Annotated in this window: 18 protein-coding genes; 10 read left to right on the top strand and 8 right to left on the bottom strand. The window is 54.7% G+C overall.

What is annotated here, in order from left to right:
* Positions 1-218: 218 nt before the first annotated feature.
* From CSTAT_RS03540 to CSTAT_RS03505, 8 genes are all read left to right on the top strand, one after another.
* Positions 219-1,211: a LacI family DNA-binding transcriptional regulator gene (locus CSTAT_RS03540; RefSeq protein WP_075722483.1), complete on the top strand. Its 993-nt coding sequence runs from the start codon at positions 219-221 to the stop codon at positions 1,209-1,211.
* A 21-nt stretch (positions 1,212-1,232) separates the two neighbouring features.
* Positions 1,233-2,807 (top strand): sugar ABC transporter ATP-binding protein, encoded by a 1,575-nt coding sequence (locus CSTAT_RS03535; RefSeq protein ID WP_075722482.1) that lies wholly within the window; start codon positions 1,233-1,235, stop codon positions 2,805-2,807.
* 74 nt (positions 2,808-2,881) lie between these two features.
* Positions 2,882-3,793, top strand: a complete 912-nt coding sequence (locus CSTAT_RS03530) for an ABC transporter permease (RefSeq protein ID WP_233189799.1) — start codon at positions 2,882-2,884, stop codon at positions 3,791-3,793.
* A gap of 54 nt (positions 3,794-3,847) precedes the next feature.
* Positions 3,848-4,795 (top strand): D-ribose ABC transporter substrate-binding protein, encoded by a 948-nt coding sequence (locus tag CSTAT_RS03525; RefSeq protein ID WP_075722480.1) that lies wholly within the window; start codon positions 3,848-3,850, stop codon positions 4,793-4,795.
* An 11-nt stretch (positions 4,796-4,806) separates the two neighbouring features.
* A complete protein-coding gene (locus tag CSTAT_RS03520) occupies positions 4,807-5,718 on the top strand; it encodes a ribokinase (RefSeq protein WP_075722479.1) in 912 nt (303 codons plus the stop codon).
* Positions 5,711-6,103 (top strand): D-ribose pyranase, encoded by a 393-nt coding sequence (gene rbsD / locus CSTAT_RS03515; RefSeq protein WP_066840438.1) that lies wholly within the window; start codon positions 5,711-5,713, stop codon positions 6,101-6,103. The genes CSTAT_RS03520 and rbsD overlap by 8 nt, the downstream gene beginning before the upstream one ends.
* 48 nt (positions 6,104-6,151) lie before the next feature.
* Positions 6,152-6,544: a (deoxy)nucleoside triphosphate pyrophosphohydrolase gene (locus CSTAT_RS03510; protein ID WP_075722478.1), complete on the top strand. Its 393-nt coding sequence runs from the start codon at positions 6,152-6,154 to the stop codon at positions 6,542-6,544.
* The gene (locus CSTAT_RS03505; protein WP_075722477.1) at positions 6,541-9,711 is read left to right on the top strand and encodes a DUF3427 domain-containing protein; all 3,171 of its coding nucleotides are present in this window, start codon (positions 6,541-6,543) and stop codon (positions 9,709-9,711) included. Before CSTAT_RS03510 ends, CSTAT_RS03505 begins: the two co-directional genes overlap by 4 nt.
* Here the strand turns inward: CSTAT_RS03505 and CSTAT_RS03500 are convergent.
* The 8 genes from CSTAT_RS03500 to CSTAT_RS03465 are packed head-to-tail and all read right to left on the bottom strand — an operon-like array spanning position 9,708 to position 15,654.
* A complete protein-coding gene (locus CSTAT_RS03500; protein ID WP_066792713.1) occupies positions 9,708-10,124 on the bottom strand; it encodes a riboflavin kinase in 417 nt (138 codons plus the stop codon). The two genes, CSTAT_RS03505 and CSTAT_RS03500, sit on opposite strands and share 4 nt — an antisense overlap.
* A 42-nt stretch (positions 10,125-10,166) precedes the next feature.
* Positions 10,167-11,210 carry an LLM class flavin-dependent oxidoreductase gene (locus tag CSTAT_RS03495; RefSeq protein ID WP_066792711.1) on the bottom strand — a complete coding sequence of 348 codons (1,044 nt, stop codon included), beginning with the start codon at positions 11,208-11,210 and terminating at the stop codon, positions 10,167-10,169.
* 26 nt (positions 11,211-11,236) lie between these two features.
* Entirely contained in the window at positions 11,237-11,464 is a 228-nt protein-coding gene (locus tag CSTAT_RS03490; RefSeq protein WP_066792709.1) for a tautomerase family protein, read from the bottom strand.
* 4 nt (positions 11,465-11,468) lie between these two features.
* Positions 11,469-12,950 (bottom strand): aldehyde dehydrogenase, encoded by a 1,482-nt coding sequence (locus CSTAT_RS03485; protein ID WP_075722476.1) that lies wholly within the window; start codon positions 12,948-12,950, stop codon positions 11,469-11,471.
* Entirely contained in the window at positions 12,950-13,702 is a 753-nt protein-coding gene (locus CSTAT_RS03480; RefSeq protein WP_075722475.1) for an alpha/beta fold hydrolase, read from the bottom strand. The genes CSTAT_RS03485 and CSTAT_RS03480 overlap by 1 nt, the downstream gene beginning before the upstream one ends.
* Before the next feature lie 4 nt (positions 13,703-13,706).
* The gene (locus tag CSTAT_RS03475) at positions 13,707-14,258 is read right to left on the bottom strand and encodes an amino acid synthesis family protein (RefSeq protein ID WP_066792703.1); all 552 of its coding nucleotides are present in this window, start codon (positions 14,256-14,258) and stop codon (positions 13,707-13,709) included.
* A complete protein-coding gene (locus CSTAT_RS03470) occupies positions 14,258-14,899 on the bottom strand; it encodes an amino acid synthesis family protein (RefSeq protein WP_066792701.1) in 642 nt (213 codons plus the stop codon). The genes CSTAT_RS03475 and CSTAT_RS03470 overlap by 1 nt, the downstream gene beginning before the upstream one ends.
* Before the next feature lie 50 nt (positions 14,900-14,949).
* Positions 14,950-15,654: a GntR family transcriptional regulator gene (locus tag CSTAT_RS03465; protein ID WP_066792699.1), complete on the bottom strand. Its 705-nt coding sequence runs from the start codon at positions 15,652-15,654 to the stop codon at positions 14,950-14,952.
* 180 nt (positions 15,655-15,834) lie between these two features.
* On the opposite strand from CSTAT_RS03465, the gene CSTAT_RS03460 reads away from it, so the two are divergent.
* Positions 15,835-16,788, top strand: coding sequence for a flavin reductase (locus CSTAT_RS03460; RefSeq protein WP_066792693.1), 954 nt, complete (start codon positions 15,835-15,837; stop codon positions 16,786-16,788).
* A gap of 189 nt (positions 16,789-16,977) precedes the next feature.
* The gene (locus tag CSTAT_RS03455; RefSeq protein WP_075723778.1) at positions 16,978-18,867 is read left to right on the top strand and encodes a BCCT family transporter; all 1,890 of its coding nucleotides are present in this window, start codon (positions 16,978-16,980) and stop codon (positions 18,865-18,867) included.
* The last annotated feature ends 23 nt before the right edge of the window (positions 18,868-18,890 follow it).

Below are 18,890 nucleotides of genomic sequence, written 5' to 3'. Positions count from 1 at the left end.
ACCAGATGACAGAACCCACCATTTTGCCCCCAGATATTCACGTCACGCCGCTGGTCACCTAGCTACCGTGCGGGAAATCGGGGGTAGGCTTAAATCAAGTTGGTGAGCTGCGACACTTGACAGTCCAAATGTGTACTGACTAGGTTTAGGTTCACAAATAATGCAAACGTTTGCACGACATAGAACCGGTTACCTCGACTCACGCAAAGGAGCATGGCATGGTGACTGCTCCGACCACATTGCGGGACATCGCCCGCGCCTGTGGGGTTTCAGTATCCACTGTCTCCCGGGCGCTGGCTAATAATCCGGCGATTGCGAAAAAGACTCGGGAAACTATCCAAGCCATCGCTAAAGAACTGGATTACCGCCCTAATGCACAAGCGCGTGCGCTGAAAAGTTCGCGTACTGACGCTATCGGCCTGGTGGTCCCCAGCCTTATCAACCCGTTCTTTTCCGCGATGGCGGCGGCGATTGAAGATGAAGCAAACCAGGCTGGTTATGCCACGATCATCACCAGCAGCGGCGAAAATACCCCGAAGATTACTGAAGCCATTGAAGCGCTGCGTGCGCGCCAAGTCGATGGCATCATCGCAGTTCCACACGCCAAATCCGTAGAGATGCTAGAGCACGTCGCGCGCTCTACTCCCCTGTTATTTATTGACCGATATATCCACGGCAGCAATATCCCCGCGGTAGTTTCAAATTCCGCACCAGGTATTAAGGCAGCACTAGAAGCGTTGGCATCGCGCGGGCATAAAAAGATTGGCTACCTGGCTGGTCCGCAGACCACCTCGACTGGTTTAGAACGCTTGAAAGGCTTCCAGCGTTTTTGCGAAGAGCTCGGCTTAGAGCAGATCATTCACCACGGTGGCTATCTGCATGAAGAAGGTTTTACCGGCACGCAGAAGCTGTTAGAGCAACAGCCCACGGCGCTTATCGCTGGTGACTCCATGATGACCTTTGGTGCGTTGGAAGCGTTGTATAGGGAAAACGTGGACATCGGTAAGCAAATTGCTCTCGTGGGCTTTGATGACTTCGTCTTCATGCGCATTCAACCAGCGCCGGTGTCGATTATTGACCAAAACGTCGAAGAGATGGGCCGCACGGCACTGCGTAACCTCGTTGCTTCTTTCGCCGGTAAATCCCCGCCGGAAGGAGCCGTGGTACAAACCCGGTTCATCGCCCGTGAATCCATTGAATTTTCTCCCTAATACTAAAAGGAGGTGCACTTAATGCCCGACCACACCGACGACACGGTTTTACAGCTAGTTAACGTTTCTAAATCCTTTGGCCCGGTCAACGTGATTAAAGATGTCACCTTGTCTGTTCGCCGCGGACAAGTCCAAGCACTGCTCGGGGAAAATGGCGCCGGTAAATCCACGCTGATCAAGATGATTGCCGGCGTGCACCAGCCAGATTCCGGCAAGATTCTTGTCGATGGCTCCGAGGCCACCATCGCTTCGACCAATGACTCCGAAGCGCACGGTATTGCCACTATCCACCAAGAGCTGAATTTGGTGCCCACGCTATCGGTGGCCGAAAATATCATGCTCGGCCGTGCACCGAAGCGCTTTGGCATGGTCAACCGCAAGCACCTCAATGCCCAGGCGCAAGCAGCGTTGAACCTGATTGGTTTGGATGTGCCGCTCAAACAGCCCGTGGGTGAGCTCGGTATTGCTAAGCAGCAGCTTATTGAAATCGCCAAGGCACTATCGATGAATGCGCGCATCCTGATTTTGGATGAACCCACTGCCGCATTGACGGGCAAAGAAGTCGACGCGCTGTTCACCATTCTCGATGAGCTCAAAGCCAAGGGCGTGGCCATGGTGTTTATCTCGCACCACTTAGATGAGCTTGCACGTATTGCAGATACCATCTCCATTTTGCGCGATGGCGAATTCGTCGCTGAAGTTCCAGCCTCAACCGATGAAGATACTTTGGTCCAGCACATGGTTGGTCGCGCCATCGAAGAGCAATACCCGCGCGGTGAGGTTGCCGAACCCGGCGCGCCGCTGTTGGATGTGGCGGGGTTGACATCGACAAGCAAGTTTAGCGATATCTCCTTTACCGTGCACGCTGGCGAAATCGTCGGCCTGGCAGGATTGGTAGGCGCGGGCCGCACCGAGGTTGTGCGCGCTATTGCCGGCGCGGATAAATATGACTCGGGCTCGGTGGAAGTTGCCGGCAAAAAGCTTAAATCTGGCGATATCCAAGGCGCTATTCGCTCTGGTGTTGGCCATATTCCGGAAGACCGCAAGGGCCAAGCCTTGGTGCTAGATGGCACGGTCAATGAAAACCTCGGCTATGCCACCTTGGCCGCAACTAGCAAAGCTGGGCTGGCGGACCGCTCGGGGCAAAAGCGCCGCGCGAGTGAAGTCGCGGAAAAGCTGCGCATCCGCATGGCTCATATTGACCAGCCCATCCGCAATCTCTCCGGCGGCAACCAGCAAAAGGCGGTCTTTGGCCGCTGGGTGCTGGCGAATTCCAAGGTGTTGTTGCTGGATGAACCCACCCGCGGCGTCGATGTCGGCGCGAAGGTGGAAATCTACAACATCATCAATGAAATCACCGCAGGCGGTGGTGCCGTGCTGATGGTCTCCTCCGACCTACCGGAAATCCTCGGCATGTCCGACCGCATCCTAGTCATGTCCGGCGGGAAAATCGCCGGCGAATTGCCCAAAGACACCACCCAAGACGAAATCATGGCGCTCGCGGTTTCCAACGTTTCATCCGCGGCCAGCGCCGAATCAGTCCACGACAGCGACCACGCCGCAGCATTTGCCACCTTAAAGGAGGATTCCCAGTGACCACCGCCCTCAATTCTGCTGCCCCCGCGGCAGAAAAGCCCGCGAAGAAACCAAACAAGGTTTTGACGTGGATCATGAACAACGGCGCTTTAGTCGGACTGTTCATCTTGTGCATCGCTTTGTTCATCGCGACCCCGCACTTTTTAACCGTTAATAACTTCCTCAACATCGGAATTCAGGCCGCCACCGTGGCGATTTTGGCCTTCGGCATGACCTTTGTCATCATCACCGCCGGCATTGACCTTTCGGTGGGCTCGGTTGCCGCACTCGGCGCGATGGTCTCCGCATCCTTCTTTACGGACTTGAGCCTGCCGGGATGGTTATCGCTCATTATCGGCCTTCTCACAGGTCTTGCCGCCGGCGCAATCTGTGGCATCGCTACTGCTTATGGCAAAATCCCCTCCTTTATTGCAACGCTGGCGATGATGTCGATTGCCCGCGGTGCCACCTTAGTCATCTCCGATGGCTCCCCGATTGCAACCGCACCATCGGTGAACTGGTTGGGCTCGACCGTCGCGGGCATCCCCATCCCAATTGTCATGATGGTGATTGCAGGTTTGGTCTGCTGGTTCATTCTGGAGCGCACCGTACTAGGCCGTTCGATGTATGCCATCGGCGGCAATCTCGAAGCCGCACGCCTGTCGGGCCTGCCAGTCCGCCGCATCCAGATCATTGTCTTTGGTCTCTCCGGTCTCTTCGCAGCGCTCGCTGGTTTGGTCATGGCGGGACGTCTAAGTTCCGCGCAGCCGCAGGCCGGCGTGGGCTATGAACTCGATGCGATTGCTGCCGTCGTCATCGGTGGTGCATCGCTCGCCGGTGGCCAAGGCCGCGCAACCGGAACGCTCGTCGGTGCGCTGCTGCTGGCGGTGATCCGCAATGGCCTGAACCTGCTCAACGTGTCCTCGTTCTGGCAGCAAATCGTCATCGGTTTGGTCATCGCACTGGCCGTTGGCTTCGACGTCATCCGTAACAAAACTGCGCAATAACGCAGCATCCACCCAAGCTTTCTTTCTCCCTCCAACTTCAAAGGAATCATCCACATGTTTACTCTTTCCACCACTGCCCGTAAGTCCCTGGCCATCGCTTCCATCGCAGCCCTTTCTGTCTCCGCTGTTGCATGTAACCGCGGCGAAAGCTCGGATGGCGCTGACGGCGGCTCGGTCACGCTGGCGCTGTCCACGCAGACCAACCCATTCTTCGTCGAACTGCGCGATGGTGCGCAAGCGAAGGCAAACGAACTCGGCATCGACTTGGATATCCAGGACGCTTCCGATGACGCCGCTACCCAGGCGGATCAGCTGCGCAATGCTGAGACCTCCGGCGCCGATGTGGTCATCGTCAACCCCACTGACTCTGATGCCGTGGGCTCTGCCGTGCAGTCCCTAAACAACGCTGATATCCCAGTTATCGCAGTAGACCGCTCCTCCAACTCCGGTGAGGTAGCAAGTTTCGTGGCTTCCGATAACGTTGCCGGCGGCAAGCAGGCTGCCGATGCACTTGCCAAGGCCATCGGCGAGGAAGGCGAAATCCTCGTGCTGCAGGGCATCGCTGGTTCTTCCGCATCCCGCGACCGCGGCCAGGGCTTTGAAGAAGGCATTGCCGAGTACCCAGATATTGAGGTTGTGGCCAAGCAGACCGCGAACTTTGACCGCACTGAAGGCCTGAATGTCACCACTAACCTGCTGCAGGCAAATCCTAATATCAAGGCAATCTTCGCAGAAAATGATGAGATGGCGCTGGGCGCGATTGAAGCCTTGGGCGCCCGCGCTGGCGAGGAAGTAAAGGTCTTCGGCTTCGACGGCACCGCCGATGGTCTCACCGCTGTCGAAGACGGCAAGCTGGAAGGCACCATTGCGCAGCAGCCAGATGAGTTGGGCGCACGCGCAGTTGAGCAGGCAGCAGCAATCTTAGAAGGCGGCACCGCTGAGGAAGAGGTTCCGGTTGAGGTTGTCACCGTGACCAACGAGAACGTCGCCGAGTTCAAGTAAATCCATTGAGTATGAAAACTTTAACTGTAGTCGGATCCATCAACGCTGACCTCACCGCTCGCGTTGCTCGCCACCCCAATCCCGGTGAAACCCTGCTGGGTTCTGGTGGTGGCATCACCGCTGGCGGCAAGGGCGCAAACCAGGCAGTGGCTGCGGCTTACCTGGGCGCGAATGTGTCCTTCGTCGGCGCCGTGGGCAAAGATCCTTATGTCGAACCAGCGCTGAAGCACCTGCGCGATTCCGGCGTGGATCTTTCGCAGGTCGCAGAAGTCGATGACACCACGGGGCTTGCCATTATCACCGTCTCCGATGATGGCGAGAACACCATCGTGGTTATCCCCGGCGCGAATGCGCATGTCGATTCTCACTTCGTTGCCGAGCGCAGCGCTACGATTGCGCAAGCCGAGTTCGTGCTGTTGCAGGGCGAAATCCCTTCCGATGGTTTCGCCGCTGCCGTCGCAGCCGCCAAAGGCCGGGTTATTGTTAACCTCGCGCCTGTTATTGAGGTGGATAAAAATGCCTTGCTCGCAGCCGACCCGCTGCTAGCCAATGAGCACGAAGCAGGCCTTATCTTGGACCAGCTGGGAGTACAGGCTGCATCGGATGCACCACAAGATCTCGCACAAGCGCTTGTCGATGCCGGCTTTAACTCCGTTGTTCTCACCCTCGGCGCCCAAGGTGCACTGGTAGCAGCTGATAATGAACTCATCGATATTCCAACGCCGAAGGTCACAGCCGTGGACACCACTGGCGCGGGGGATGCTTTCGCAGGTGCGCTGTGTGCACGTTTGTTGGAAGGCGACGGCCTCGTACAAGCAGCAACTTTTGCCGCACGCGTGGGTGCTACTTCCACGCTCAGCAATGGTGCGCAAGCCTCCTATCCCAAGCCGGCAGATGTTTTAGGAGAGGTGACAGATGCTTAAACGCGGTCTTTTAAACCCGCAGCTTAATGAAGCACTCTCCCATCTGGGACACACTGACGCGCTAGTCTTCGCCGATGCTGGTCTGCCCTTGCCAGAAGATGTCGCGGTCGTCGATTTGAGCATCACCTTTGGCCTGCCTTCCATGGACGATGTCATGCGCGCGGTCATGGCGGAGTTAGTCGTGGAGGGTGCTACGGTGGCATCGGAAAGCCCTGCGGAGTTTGTCTCTTTGGTGCAAGAAACCGGCAAGCTGGCTGATACCGCGGTGACCTATATCAGCCATGAAGAGCTCAAAGCATCGCTTACAGGTGCCAAGCTGATCATTCGCACCGGCGATACCACGCCTTTTGCCAATGTCATCTTCCGCTGCGGGGTGCCCTTCTAGAGCACTTTCAATCACAGCAAACTCCAGGCGGTGGTCCATAATGGAGGAATGAGTAAAGTCATTCGCGTTGTGGCCGCCGTCTTTTGCCGTGACAACACAGTTCTTGCCTGCCGCAAAGCTCCCGGAAAATCTTTGGCTGGGTACTGGGAATTTCCCGGCGGCAAGATCGAAGCTGGCGAGAGCGCTAAGCAAGCTCTTGCCCGGGAGATTTCCGAAGAATTATTTCTTCGCGCGCATGTGGGCGAAAAAATCACCACCACAACGCACGAGTATGACTTTGCCACCATTGAATTAACCACCTACTACTGCGAGATCCTCGATGGCACTCCGCAGCTGCTAGACCACGATGAAACCCGGTGGGTGAGAAAAGAAGAAGCCCTATCCTTGCAGTGGGCACCAGCCGATATCCCCGCGGTGAACATGGTGGTGGATCGTCTATGAGCAGCAACCATGATGATTCTGTCTTGCCTTTCGGAGTCTATGAAACCCCAGTTACCGCGCGGGTTCGCGAGAGACTAACGCACACGAAGAGCGCGCACCCGACTGCCGGCATTCGGCTTATCGATGAGCACGATGAAGTTAACGCGCACCGCTACCACGTTGCCGTGTCGCGGGGCATTTCCAGGGTTTTAGAACAGCGTCTGGCTGAGCTGGGTAGCCCAGCGGAGCGGCTAGCGCTTATCAATTCCATCACCAAGGTTTTGGGCAACGATGAGGTCATTGATTCTGAAGAGCTGCTCTATGCCATCTTCGATACCGAGTTAGCTGCAGCCCCCGCCCTGCCCGAGGTTCCTTTCCACTCCAGCGCCTTATTTACTAACGCTATTGGCGATACCAACCTGTCTACGGAGTTAGCTCGGGAGATTAAAACCGCTGATTCGGTGGATCTGCTGTGCGCATTTGTGAAAAATTCCGGCATCTCGGTACTCAATGACCAGCTTGAATTTTTACGCGACCGTGGGATCCCTCTGCGGGTGATTACATCTACCTACTGCGGCGCTACCGCAGCAGCTGCGGTAAAAGCACTGGTTGAACGCTATGGCGCGAAGGTTCGTGTTAGCTACGAGCACAAAAGCACGCGGCTACACGCCAAAGCCTGGCTGTTTCGTCGCAATTCTGGTTTCGATACTGCTTTTATCGGCAGCTCCAACCTCTCGCGATCGGCCTTGATTGATGGCTGGGAATGGAATGTACGCGGCTCGAGTCCTGCGACCCCGGAAATCATCGACAAGTTCATCAAGACCTTCGATTCCTACTGGCACGATAACCACTTCGTAGAATTTCAACCCGACCGTGATTTTTCCCGTTTAGACAAAAGCCTTGCCGAGGCACGTGGCGGCGGTAGCGGTGGCGTGCGAGAAAATGAATGTTTGGAATTATCCGGGCTGCGCGTGGAGCCTTATCCATACCAACAGGAAATGCTCGAAGCACTCGATGCAGAGCGCAATGTCAAAGACCGGCACCGGAATCTGCTGGTTGCGGCAACGGGTACAGGCAAGACCGTGGTGGCGGCGCTGGATTATCGAAATTTCAGTGAAGCTTCAGGGCGACGCCCGCGGCTGCTCTTTATCGCGCACCAGGAAAGAATTCTCAAGCAGGCGCAAAGAACCTACCGCGAAGTTTTATCCGATCCTGGTTTCGGCGAACTCTTGGTGGGTGGTCAACGCCCGCACGAGTGGGATTTTGTCTTCGCCAGCGTGCAATCGCTCAAGCAGTCGGTGCTGGATAGATTACCAGCGAAGCACTTTGATTTTGTCGTGATCGATGAGTTCCACCACGCTGAAGCTGCGACCTACCGGCGTCTATTAGATCATCTTGAGCCCGTAGAACTGCTCGGGTTAACCGCTACCCCGGAGCGGTCCGATGGCGAGAATGTGCAGAAATTCTTTGATTACCGCGTAGCCCACGAGCTGCGCCTGTGGGATGCTTTGCACCTGCAGTTACTTACGCCGATGCACTACTACGGAATCGCCGATGGCACGGACCTTAGCGGTCTAACGTGGAATCGTACGCAGAAGGCATACGATACCGCGGAGCTAAGTGACCTTTATGTGCACGCCGGTGAAAAGCGCACCAAATTTATTATCAACGAGATTCAAAAGCGCGTTTTAGATATCTCGCAGCTCAAAGCTCTAGGCTTTTGTGTCTCTGTTGCACATGCCGAATACATGGCCGCGCAGTTTAACGCTTTCGGCCTGCCTGCTCGCGCTGTCCACGGCGGTACTCCCCTTCCCCAGCGCCAACAGGCCATCGCGGATCTGCGCAGCGGGGTCATCAAGGCGATCTTCTCCGTCGATCTTTTCAACGAAGGCGTCGATATCCCTGAGCTCAACACCTTGTTACTGCTGCGTCCTTCGCAATCGCCGGTACTATTTGTCCAACAGCTCGGCCGTGGGTTGAGGCTTTCCCACGGCAAAGATGCCTGCGTGGTTTTAGATTTCATCGGCCAGCAAAATAACCAATTCGATTTCACCGAGCGCTACCAAGCACTCACCAAAAAGCGTGGCACTCACCTCATCCAGGAAATCGAAGCAGGCTTTCGCTCCATGCCTGCTGGGTCCAACATCAGCTTGGACCGCGTAACCCAAGAACAGGTATTGAAAAATATCCGCAATGCCGCCAGCAGTTCTTTGAAGAAAATCAAAGCACTGGCAGCGGATATTAACACCACGGATCTCTCAGAGTTTCTCGCCGAGTCCGGCATCCCAATTTCAGACCTATATAAAACCCGCAGCTCCAATCAATATTCCTGGACACGGCTGGTGCGCGAGACAGAAAATATCGATGCCCCCGAAGCGTTTGTTCCAGTTCCAGAACAAGACCGCACTACGGAAGAGTTTCTGCTGAAAAGGCTGCGCACCATGCTGCACATCAACGACCGCGCGCGGGCAGAGAACTACTTGCGTGTATTAGATCCGGTAGGACCTGACCCTGATTCATTCGATGAAGAACTGCGCTCCTATGCGCGGATGCTCGTGCTGTCTTTCTGGGCGAACCAACCGCAAAATCTTCTTCCGGCAGGCTTCGCCGATGCCGTGAATCTCCTGCGCGGCTTCCCTGCCGTGCGCGAAGAACTACGCCAGATTACGGAATACGGCATTAGTGCTTCCCGCGTTATTCCGCAGGCTTCTGGGGTAAGTATCTTGCAGTCTCATGCGGATTACTCCTTGGCCGAGCTCATCGGTGCTTTAGAAGATAAACCTTTGAAAGACATGATTTCATTGCCGCGCGAGGGCGTACGATACATCGAAAAGCTGCGCACTGACCTTTTCCTCGTGACTTTTAAAAAGCGAGCAGGCACAAGTGCTGCCACCGACTACCGCGACTATCCGATCTCGCCGGAGCTTTTACATTGGGAATCTCAAAACCGCACCACGCTGGCAAGTCCGTCAGGTCAGCGCTACATCCACCACAAAGAGCGCGGAAATAGCATTGTCATGGCGACGCGGTTCCACAGTGACAATGAGGTGGGTACAGCAGCTGCCTATGCTTTCCTGGGCAAGATTGACTATGTCTGCCACAGAGGCGAAAAGCCCATCCAATTTGAATGGGCTTTGCATAGGCCTATGCCCAAGAAGGTCTTTGTTGAGGGACGTACGGTTGCTTAAAGGAAGTGGAGATCTACTGGCTTGATAGTTTGCCCGAGCAAGTCGCGGGTAGCGCGCACATCACCCCACATTGTCTCCACAAGGGAATCAATATCGTCAAATTTTTCCTGGCCACGGAGGTACTCATAGAGCTTGACGTTCAATGTCTTACCGTAGAGGTCGCCCGCGAAATCCAGTAGATATGCTTCCATCAGGAATTCGCCATCTGCATTGTAGAAGGTCGGGCGCCTTCCAATGGATACAGTGGTCAGCCAGTAATTATCTGCATCGAGCTCAGCGATTCCCGCCCAGACTCCGTCGAGTTCATATTCATAAGCGCGCATGGACTCCGGGATGGAAATATTTGCAGTCGGGAAACCGAGCTCTCGTCCGCGCTTGTCACCGTGAACGACTTTTCCTTTGATGGTCAGCATCTTTTTACCTCCTCTGTGGATTTACCGTATCGCCAATAGGAACTAGCTAAAGCGTGGAACGACTTCCTTGATGAATAGCTCCAGGGAGCGCTTCTTTTCTTCGTGGCTCATGGAGTTGTCCGCCCAGAATGCGTACTCGTCGTAGCCCAAGTCTTGGTAGTGAGCGATACGCTCAGAGACCTCGTCAGGGGTACCAATCATCGCGGTCTTGTGCAGTGACTCTGGAGTAAATTCAGGACGCTCTGCAAAGCGCTCTTCTGGCTGTGGCTCCAAGAAGCCATTGACTGGGTCTTCCTTGCCAAAAGCCCACGCGGAGAAGGTGCGGTAGAACTTGTTGATGGCTTCAGCCGCTGGCTTCCAACCTTCTGGTTCATCTTCCGAGTGCACGTGAGTGTGCTTGAGAACCATGACCTCAGGGCGCTTTTCAATCTCTGGGTTTGCTTCCAGCGCAGCATTGAACTTGTTCATCAAGTCCTCGACTTCTTCATCACCCTTCATCAACGGGGTGACCTGGATATTGCAGCCCTGGCCAACTGCCCATTCCATGGTCTCTGGGCTACGTGCAGCAACCCATACCGGTGGTGCGGCCTGCACTGGCTTTGGCACGGAGGTAGAAACTGGGAACTTCCAGATATCGCCATCGTGGGTGTAGTCGCCTGCCCACAGCTTCTGCATCGCGGGGATAAGTTCACGCAGGTACTTGCCGCCTTCAGCAGCTGGAGCGCCGTCGAGCAAGCGGTTGAACTCAAACTGGTAAGCACCACGAGCAACGCCAACTTCGGCGCGGCCACCACTGAGTGCATCCAGCAAAGCGGTCTCACCAGCAGCGCGGATTGGATTCCAGAATGGAGCAATGATGGTTCCGGCGCCCAAGCGAATCTTGGAGGTTACAGCCGCCAGGTAAGAAAGCTGCGCGATGGGGTTCGGTGAAGAGGTGTATTCCATCGAGTGGTGCTCACCAATCCACACGGTTCCAAAGCCGCCGGCTTCAGCAATCTGCACCAGCTCAACCAAATTCTTCCAGTGCTCTTCATGGCTCAGAGAGTCGTCCCAGCGTTCCATGTGGATAAAGAGTGAAAATCGCATTGTAAAGCTCCTTAAATTTCTTGCTGTTATTTCTGGTTGGCAGTCTCGGCGGTATTGCCTAGTCCTGCACGCGATTCCTTGATGGTGAGATTGCCGCGGCTGTAGTGCTCGTGTTCAATTTCTGAAACCACAATCACGACGTTTTCGTCGACCGCATCGACGGTGTCTACGGCTGCTTTGTGAACGGCATCAATCAGATTTCTAATCTGTTGCGGTGTTCGCCCTTTAGCAATGGAGATGGCAATCGACGGCATGTCCCTAGCTCCTCAAGATGAATGGATCAGCTACTGGGTCTTCATTGGTGTTGATCCACACGCTCTTGAGGCGGGTGTATTCATTGATGGATTCCAGTCCGTGCTCAATGCCTACACCGGAGTTCTTGAATCCCTGACGTGGAGACATCGGTGACATCGCGCGGTAGGTGTTGAGCCAGATGGTGCCGGCGTCCAACTTTTGTGACATGCGCATTGCGCGCTGCAGGTTCGAGGTCCACACACCAGCCGCCAGGCCATACTCGGTGTCATTGGCCAAGCGCAGAACTTCCTCTTCGGTATCAAAAGGCATGATTGCTGCTACGGGTCCGAAGATTTCTTCCTGGCACACTCGCATGTCGTTGTTGGTTTCAGTTAGCACGGTGGGTTCGAAGAAGTAGCCAGGCAGTCCAACATCAGGACGCTTGCCGCCGTAACGCAGGGTCGCGCCTTCATCCACGCCGATACCGACATAGGATTCAACCTTTTCCAGCTGGGACTTGAAAGCCAGTGGGCCAAGCTCAGTCTTATCCTCGAGCGGGTCGCCGATGATGATGGTAGAGGCGCGCTCAGTTACGCGTTCTACCAGCTCGTCGTACACGCTGCGGTGCGCGAAGACGCGGCTGCCGGCAATGCAGGTCTGACCTGCGGCGGCGAAGATACCAGCGATGACACCGACTGCCGCATTAGCAACATTGGCATCTTCGAAGACGATGTTGGGGCTCTTGCCTCCGAGCTCGAGGGTCGAGCCGATAAAGCGCGATGCGGTTTGCGCGGCAATCGATGAGCCGGTCGCTGTGGAGCCAGTAAAGGAAATCTTCGCGAGCTTATGGTTGCTGACCAAAGCAGCACCTGCTTCCCCACCAAGACCCGTGACCACGTTGACGACACCCGCTGGGAAACCAGCTTCATAGGCGAGTTCAGCCAGGCGGACAATGGTCCGAGAGGTGTACTCACTTGGCTTGATAACCAGGGTGTTACCAGCTGCGAGTGCTGGAGCCAGCTTGGAGATGGTCAACGTCAAAGGTGAGTTCCATGGAGTAATCGCACCGACGACACCGAGTGGTTCACGCTGGGTGAAGTTGATGATATCCAGGGAGTTCGCTGGAATCTGCGAGCCTTGAATCTTATCGGCAAGCCCTCCGTAGTAGTACAGGTACTCCGGAACGCCCTTCAGCTGGCCTTTCATCTCACGCAAAAGCTTGCCATTATCCAAGCTTTCTAGGCGTGCGAGCTCATCAGCGTTCTGACCGATGACATCGCCAAGCTTGCGCAAAAGATGTCCACGCTGGGTCTGGGTGAGACCAGCCCACGCTGGGTTACGGAAGGCATCGTCAGCAGCATTGACTGCGCGTTCTACGTCCTTTTCGCTACCGCGCGCAAATTCGTAGAGCACATCCAGCGTCGCAGGGTTAGTACTTTCCAGGTAGTCATTCTCACTGGGAGCTACGGACTCTCCGTTGATGAAATGATTAATACGGGTAGTCATTACGCTATCCTTTCTGCTTGCTGAACGTGGTTGTTAAGTTGTTGAGCCAGGACGTCCGGGTGGGTTACTGGCATCATGTGCCGAGCTTCGGGAACGATTTCCACCCGCGTGTTCGGGATGTACTTCGCAATCCGATAGCTCATATCGGGAGTCGAACCCGGGTCATTTTCGCCCGTGATAGCCAGGGTTGGGGCGGTGATGGTTGCTAGATCCACGACCAATTCCCTATCGCCGGTGGCAAATACTTCATAGGCATATAAGTAGGAAGCGACGTCATTGGCCATTAGGACCTTGTCGGTTTCCTCGCGCAGCGCGCGGTTTTGCGGGGTATCTTCTGGGAACCAGCGCTCTAACGCGATACTCATGCTGTTTGCGAAGTCATCGCGTGCAGCTTGAAGACGGGTTGCTACCTGTGCGGATTCTTCCGGAGTGCGATCACATACTGCGTTCACGCAGGTTAAAGATGTGATCTTGTCTTGGAAGCGGATTGCGATATTGGAAGCGATTAAAGCTCCAAGCGAGAACCCAACCAGGTGGACTGGGTCCTCGGGAAGCCGTGCCACAACATCATCACCCAACTCGGATAAAGTTGCGGTGCTTGTCAGCGGTGGCTGTTGGCCATGGCCTGGAAGATCAAGCGCTATTGAATCAAAGTCCAATAATTCTTGAACTGGCTTCCACACACTCTTATCAAGCCCTACCCCGTGGAGGAGAACAATAGTTGGCTTGGCTGATGATGCTGCGGCGTTCATGGCATTACTGCTCGGTGCTCAGTGCTGCCAGGCGCTCCTGTGGGCGACCGCCGGAAGAGCCAGCAAGTGCAATCAGAATTTCATCTGCGTGTGGTGCATCTGCAACACGACACTCGAAGGTCTGGTGGTGGGAGCGAATGGTGGCATCGGTGAAGTGCTTCAGCGGAATATCGAAGACGATACCTGTGGTACCGCGCTTTTCTACTGCTGGCAGCAAGGTGGTGGCGTTTGCTGCATCACGGAAGTGGTTGCCGAACTTCAACGTGTGAATCAGAGCAGAACCGTGCTCGATTTCGCCATCAAGACCAACGATAGCTGCCTTGCCGTATGCTTCCAGCTTGCCGCCGAGCAATTCAACCACGCGAGGAGCGAGAACTGCACCGACATCCGATGCGACTTCGTCAATACCTGGGTTAAGGTCTTCTACGAAACCCTGGCCGTGCCATGGGTTTTTGATGACAGCAGCCACCACAGCAATGTTGATTACTGGGTCAACTTCCTTACCGCCTTCGGTGAGAATCTCTTCAGTGATTGTGGTGATCTTACGGATTTCCATTAGATGAGTCCTTTCAAAATTTCGGTAGTGACATTGCCATCAGTACGACGGTCACCAATGCGAGGGAATGGTCGAGTACCTGTAGAAGCTGCAGCGATGACACAAATTTCATCGGCATGCGGCGCATCCGCCAAGTGCACGTCCATGGTTTGATAGTGGTTGCGCGATGTTGCATGAGTCTTGTGCCAGATAGGGACACGGATACTCTGCGAAGGAATACCGCGGCCGTCTGCAAAGCACAGCACGGAAGTTCCTTCCAACAACTCGCGAACAATATTTCCGAAGTACGGGGTGTGGATGAGTGCACCTGCGTGCTCAACCTCGCCATTGGTTCCCACCAAGCCGGCCTTGCCGAAGGCTTCGATGTTATCGGCGCCGCCGAGGGCATCGATAAGCTTGTCTGCTAAAACCTTGGCGAGTACTGGGGCCAGCTTTTCTACTTCTTCGGAAAGGTCACTATCAACGCCCTTCCCTGCCCAGGGGTTAGGCAAGACAGCAATGGCAGCTGCTTGCTGGATTGGCTGGTCGAGTGAAACTCCAGCTTCCTGTCTAATTTCATCTCGAACCAGAGAAATCTTTCGTACTCCCAGCTTCTGCGCCAAGAGCAAGAACTCTGGGTGGGATGCAATCGTGGTGGTCATGATTCCGGCCTTTCTTATAAATGCACAGTGTTTATTTCTTTTGTCTCGCATTAGTGGAGATAAAAAGGTTCTGACGTTGTCTGTTTCACTTCCTCGGGAACCATTGCGAGCTGGCTAGAGGTATGCACGTGGCTGCGCATTGCGAACTCCGCGGCCATGGCATCCTTTTCTCGAATGGCTTCCAGCACCTGGTGGTGCTCCGAGTTGGAAGCTAACAAGCGGCTGGGCTTTGTCACTGTTTTCAGCACCAGCTGGTGGTATACAAGCTGATGCATCATCCACTCGTATTGCTCATACAGCTTCTTATTGTCAGCGCCGCGGACCAGCGTCCAGTGGAATTCGTGAACGAGCTCTGCATATCGCTTGGAGTTATTCTGCTCAACTGCCAGCTCCGACTCCTCGCAGTTGCGCTGCAAGATATCAAGCTCCGGCACCGGCCCGCGACGAGCTAAAAGCCCTGCCGCAAGCCCTTCTAAAACCTCTTTGAGCTGGAAAAGCTCAGCGATTTCGCGACGAGTTGGCTTGTGTACAAACGTTCCTACCCGCGGCTGAATTTCCACTAAGCCTTGTCGTTCGAGCTGCTTCAAGACTTCCCGAATTGGCGTGCGGCTGACTCCGAAATCATCTGCCAGCCCGGCCTCGGGGACCAGGCTGCCAGGTTCAAACTCACCGCTGAGGATACGAGCGCGAACCTTCTCAAAGAGAGTTGGCTCATCCTGGGAGTCCCTATTGCCTTGAATCACAGTTTGTTGCATACCTGAAAGCTACATCTTCACATCATCCAAGTCAACAACTTTCCTAAATTGGCAGGTTAAAGCCGTTTTCAAATTCGTTGTTGACGTTCAATGTGACGCGCGCTATGGTTTTGTTGCATACAACAGGTGTGCACATCACATTGTGAACATAAGTGTTAACTGGCCTACAGGAGGGCATGTATGCATTCGCCAATCAAGGACAAAATCGTCGCGGCCTGGTCTAAGGCATGGGATGAAGGTAACGTCGACGCTTTCGACGACATCATCACTGATTCCTACACGCGTAAAGGCACCCAGTCGCAGAAAGTTTCAGACATTGACCGTGTGAAACAAGAGATTTTGGACATTCGAACCGCACTTCCGGATCTGACGACCACCATCGATCAGATTCTGATTGAAGAAGACCGCGGTGCCATCTACTGGCATTCCACCGGCACTTTCACTGAGTCTTTCAGTGGTGTCCCACCAACCGGCGCTGAAGTAACCACCTACGGTTCCAACCTGATTACGTTCGTGGATGGCAAGATCGACCACGAGCGCGTCACGTGGGACGCACACGCTTTGCTGTCGGATATGGGTCTGAAGTCGCTGCGTGCAGCTTTCGATGACTTTGATGTCGAATCCGTCAACGAAGACTTCTCCGGTGAACCATCCCGGGAAGCACTCAAGGCGTTTAACCGTCAGTTCATCACCGGCGTGACCGTGGTGACCACACGCGATGAAGAAAATGCTCCGCGTGGACTGGCCGTAAACTCCTATAACTCGGTGTCTTTGGACCCACCACTGGTTCTGGTCTGCGTCCAGAAGACCTCATCGACTTACCCTTCGCTGTTCCGCTCCAAGTACATGGGTATCAACATCATGAGCCGCGACCAGCGCGACACCTTGGGCGTCTTTGCTTCCCGAGATAAGGATAAGTTCTCGCAGGTTGAGTGGCACGAAGGTGATTATGGTTCGCCGATGATCACGAATTCGGCAGCGTCTATCGAAGTAGAAATCAAGGAACGCTTCCAGGCGCTTACCCACACCGTATTCATCGGACGTGTGCTCTCGGCTGAAGCAAGCGAATCCGAGCCGCTAATTTACAAGGCTGGCAAGTTCTACGACAGCCTCAACCTCGACTCAATGGACTAAATCCCGGGGGCTTCTCCTTCCTCTATTGCCACCCCACGAGGGCATCGACGTGGTCACGGCTCGCACATGCAGCGACAAAGAGCATTAGATGCAATCGACCTACTGAATACATAAGGAGTTTCAGTGTCTACCACCGTCAATAACCCCGCCGAACAAGCCGGTCCCGAAAAAGGAAGGCCTGTTCACGCTGTGCGGCAGCGTGGCCGCCTGTCAGCGGTCGGACTCTACCCGCATGACTTGCACCCAGGATTAGTACCTGGGCTGAGCGTTGAGGATCAAAAGAACTCTTTTGGCATCGACAAGCTAGTTTTCTCTGTTACTGCGATCGCCATTGTCTCTTTCATCATCTGGGGTGTTTCCAACCCTGAATCGGTGGCAAATGTTTCCGCATCAGCTTATGCATGGTCAATGGACAATGTTGCGTGGCTGCTCAACCTTGTCATGAGTCTTGGTCTTTTCGTCATGCTCTTCTTGGCGTTTTCCCGCTTCGGTGCCATTCCACTGGGCAAAGACGATGAGAAACCTGAGTTTTCCCGTTTTTCCTGGGTAGCCATGATGTTCGGCGCTGGTATCGGTGTTGGTATCTTCTTCTTCGGCCCCTCCGAGCCACTGGCCTACTTCCTGTCTCCTCCTCCTCACACTGCTGAACCAGCTACTCCAGCGGCACTACACCAAGCAATGGCGCAGTCGCACTTCCACTGGGGTCTAGCAATTTGGGGACTATATGCACTCGTTGGCGGAGCGTTGGCATACTCGACCTACCGCCGCGGCCGACCTTCGCTGCTGAGCTCGACGTACCGCTCCCTGTTGGGCTCTAAGCCACATGAGGGCATCGTGGGACGAATCATCGACATGATGGCCATCATTGCCACCCTCTTTGGTACCGCGGCAACGCTGGGACTTTCTGCAACGCAGATCTCCCAGGGTGTGCAAATTATCTCCGGCGCCAGCGAAATCACCAACAACATTGTCATCATGATCATCGGGGTATTGGGAGTCTGCTTCATCATCAGTGCGGTTACTGGTGTTGCCCGCGGTATCCGCTACCTTTCCAACATCAATATCACGGTGACCTTGTGCCTGATTGGATTCGTTTTCATCTTCGGCCCAAGCCTCTTCCTGCTCAACCTGATTCCTTCAGGCATCGCTACCTACATTGACCAGTACCTGCCAATGATGGGCAAGTCCTTATCCTGGGGCCAGGAGACCATCGATTTCCAGGGCAGCTGGACTGCGTTCTACTGGGCATGGTGGATTGCCTGGACTCCCTTTGTCGGCATGTTCATCGCACGCATTTCCCGCGGTCGTACACTGCGTGAATTCGCGTTGATTACTATCGCTGCACCAACTTTCATCCTGATTTTGGCATTCACCATCTTCGGTGGTGCTGCCGTCAACTTCCACCTGGGCGGCTTGCCGCTTTTCGATGGTTCGGCCGGCAATGAGCAAGTATTGTTCGCGCTTTTCGATCAACTCCCACTCAACGCTATTACTCCTTTCATTCTTATCTTGGTGCTGGCAATTTTCTTCATCACCTCCGCGGACTCCGCATCCGTCGTGATGGGGACGATGTCGTCCAAGGGCAACCCAGAGCCAAATAAGTTGGTCGTTGTCTTCTGGGGTTTGTGCATGATGGGCATTGCCGTCGTCATGCTGTTGGCCGGCGGCGTGACCACGTTGACCGCATTGCAGAACCTGACGATCCTTATCGCACTGCCATTCTCTGTTGTTCTGATATTCATGACCATCGGCTTCATCAAGGATTTAATGACTGACCCAGCAGCGATTCGCCGCAAGTATGCAGCCGCGGCAGTCCAAAATGCGGTGGTTCGAGGCCTTGAAGAACATGGCGATGACTTTGAGCTATCAGTATGTACCGCTCCTGACGGACGCGGAGCTGGCGCCAATTTCGATTCCAGCTCTGAAAAGCTCACCGATTGGTACCAGCGCACCGATGAGCACGGTAATGAAATTGAGTTCGACCACGAACGCGGAAGGTGGAGTGACCAAGAGGATCCAGAAACCCCGGAATCTTCAGAAAGTCCAGAGCCAAATCCCGAGGCTAAAGACCCCGTGTAAATAAGGCGTAGTCCAAGTCCCTG

The organism is Corynebacterium stationis, assembly GCF_001941345.1.
Classification (GTDB): Bacteria; Actinomycetota; Actinomycetes; order Mycobacteriales; family Mycobacteriaceae; genus Corynebacterium; species Corynebacterium stationis.
Note: the sequence above shows the minus strand (reverse complement) of the source record. Positions and strands in the feature narration are given on the sequence as shown.

Bases quoted from the DNA above. Each gene is read 5' to 3' on its own strand.
- CSTAT_RS03540 (WP_075722483.1), top strand. From the start codon at position 219: ATGGTGACTGCTCCGACCACATTGCGGGACATCGCCCGCGCCTGTGGG.
- CSTAT_RS03505 (WP_075722477.1), top strand. From the start codon at position 6,541: ATGAGCAGCAACCATGATGATTCTGTCTTGCCTTTCGGAGTCTATGAA.
- CSTAT_RS03485 (WP_075722476.1), bottom strand. From the start codon at position 12,950: ATGACTACCCGTATTAATCATTTCATCAACGGAGAGTCCGTAGCTCCC.
- CSTAT_RS03530 (WP_233189799.1), top strand. From the start codon at position 2,882: ATGAACAACGGCGCTTTAGTCGGACTGTTCATCTTGTGCATCGCTTTG.
- CSTAT_RS03510 (WP_075722478.1), top strand. From the start codon at position 6,152: ATGAGTAAAGTCATTCGCGTTGTGGCCGCCGTCTTTTGCCGTGACAAC.
- CSTAT_RS03465 (WP_066792699.1), bottom strand. From the start codon at position 15,654: ATGCAACAAACTGTGATTCAAGGCAATAGGGACTCCCAGGATGAGCCA.
- CSTAT_RS03480 (WP_075722475.1), bottom strand. From the start codon at position 13,702: ATGAACGCCGCAGCATCATCAGCCAAGCCAACTATTGTTCTCCTCCAC.
- CSTAT_RS03495 (WP_066792711.1), bottom strand. From the start codon at position 11,210: ATGCGATTTTCACTCTTTATCCACATGGAACGCTGGGACGACTCTCTG.
- CSTAT_RS03460 (WP_066792693.1), top strand. From the start codon at position 15,835: ATGCATTCGCCAATCAAGGACAAAATCGTCGCGGCCTGGTCTAAGGCA.
- CSTAT_RS03470 (WP_066792701.1), bottom strand. From the start codon at position 14,899: ATGACCACCACGATTGCATCCCACCCAGAGTTCTTGCTCTTGGCGCAG.
- CSTAT_RS03535 (WP_075722482.1), top strand. From the start codon at position 1,233: ATGCCCGACCACACCGACGACACGGTTTTACAGCTAGTTAACGTTTCT.
- CSTAT_RS03490 (WP_066792709.1), bottom strand. From the start codon at position 11,464: ATGCCGTCGATTGCCATCTCCATTGCTAAAGGGCGAACACCGCAACAG.
- CSTAT_RS03500 (WP_066792713.1), bottom strand. From the start codon at position 10,124: ATGCTGACCATCAAAGGAAAAGTCGTTCACGGTGACAAGCGCGGACGA.
- CSTAT_RS03525 (WP_075722480.1), top strand. From the start codon at position 3,848: ATGTTTACTCTTTCCACCACTGCCCGTAAGTCCCTGGCCATCGCTTCC.
- CSTAT_RS03475 (WP_066792703.1), bottom strand. From the start codon at position 14,258: ATGGAAATCCGTAAGATCACCACAATCACTGAAGAGATTCTCACCGAA.
- rbsD (WP_066840438.1), top strand. From the start codon at position 5,711: ATGCTTAAACGCGGTCTTTTAAACCCGCAGCTTAATGAAGCACTCTCC.
- CSTAT_RS03520 (WP_075722479.1), top strand. From the start codon at position 4,807: ATGAAAACTTTAACTGTAGTCGGATCCATCAACGCTGACCTCACCGCT.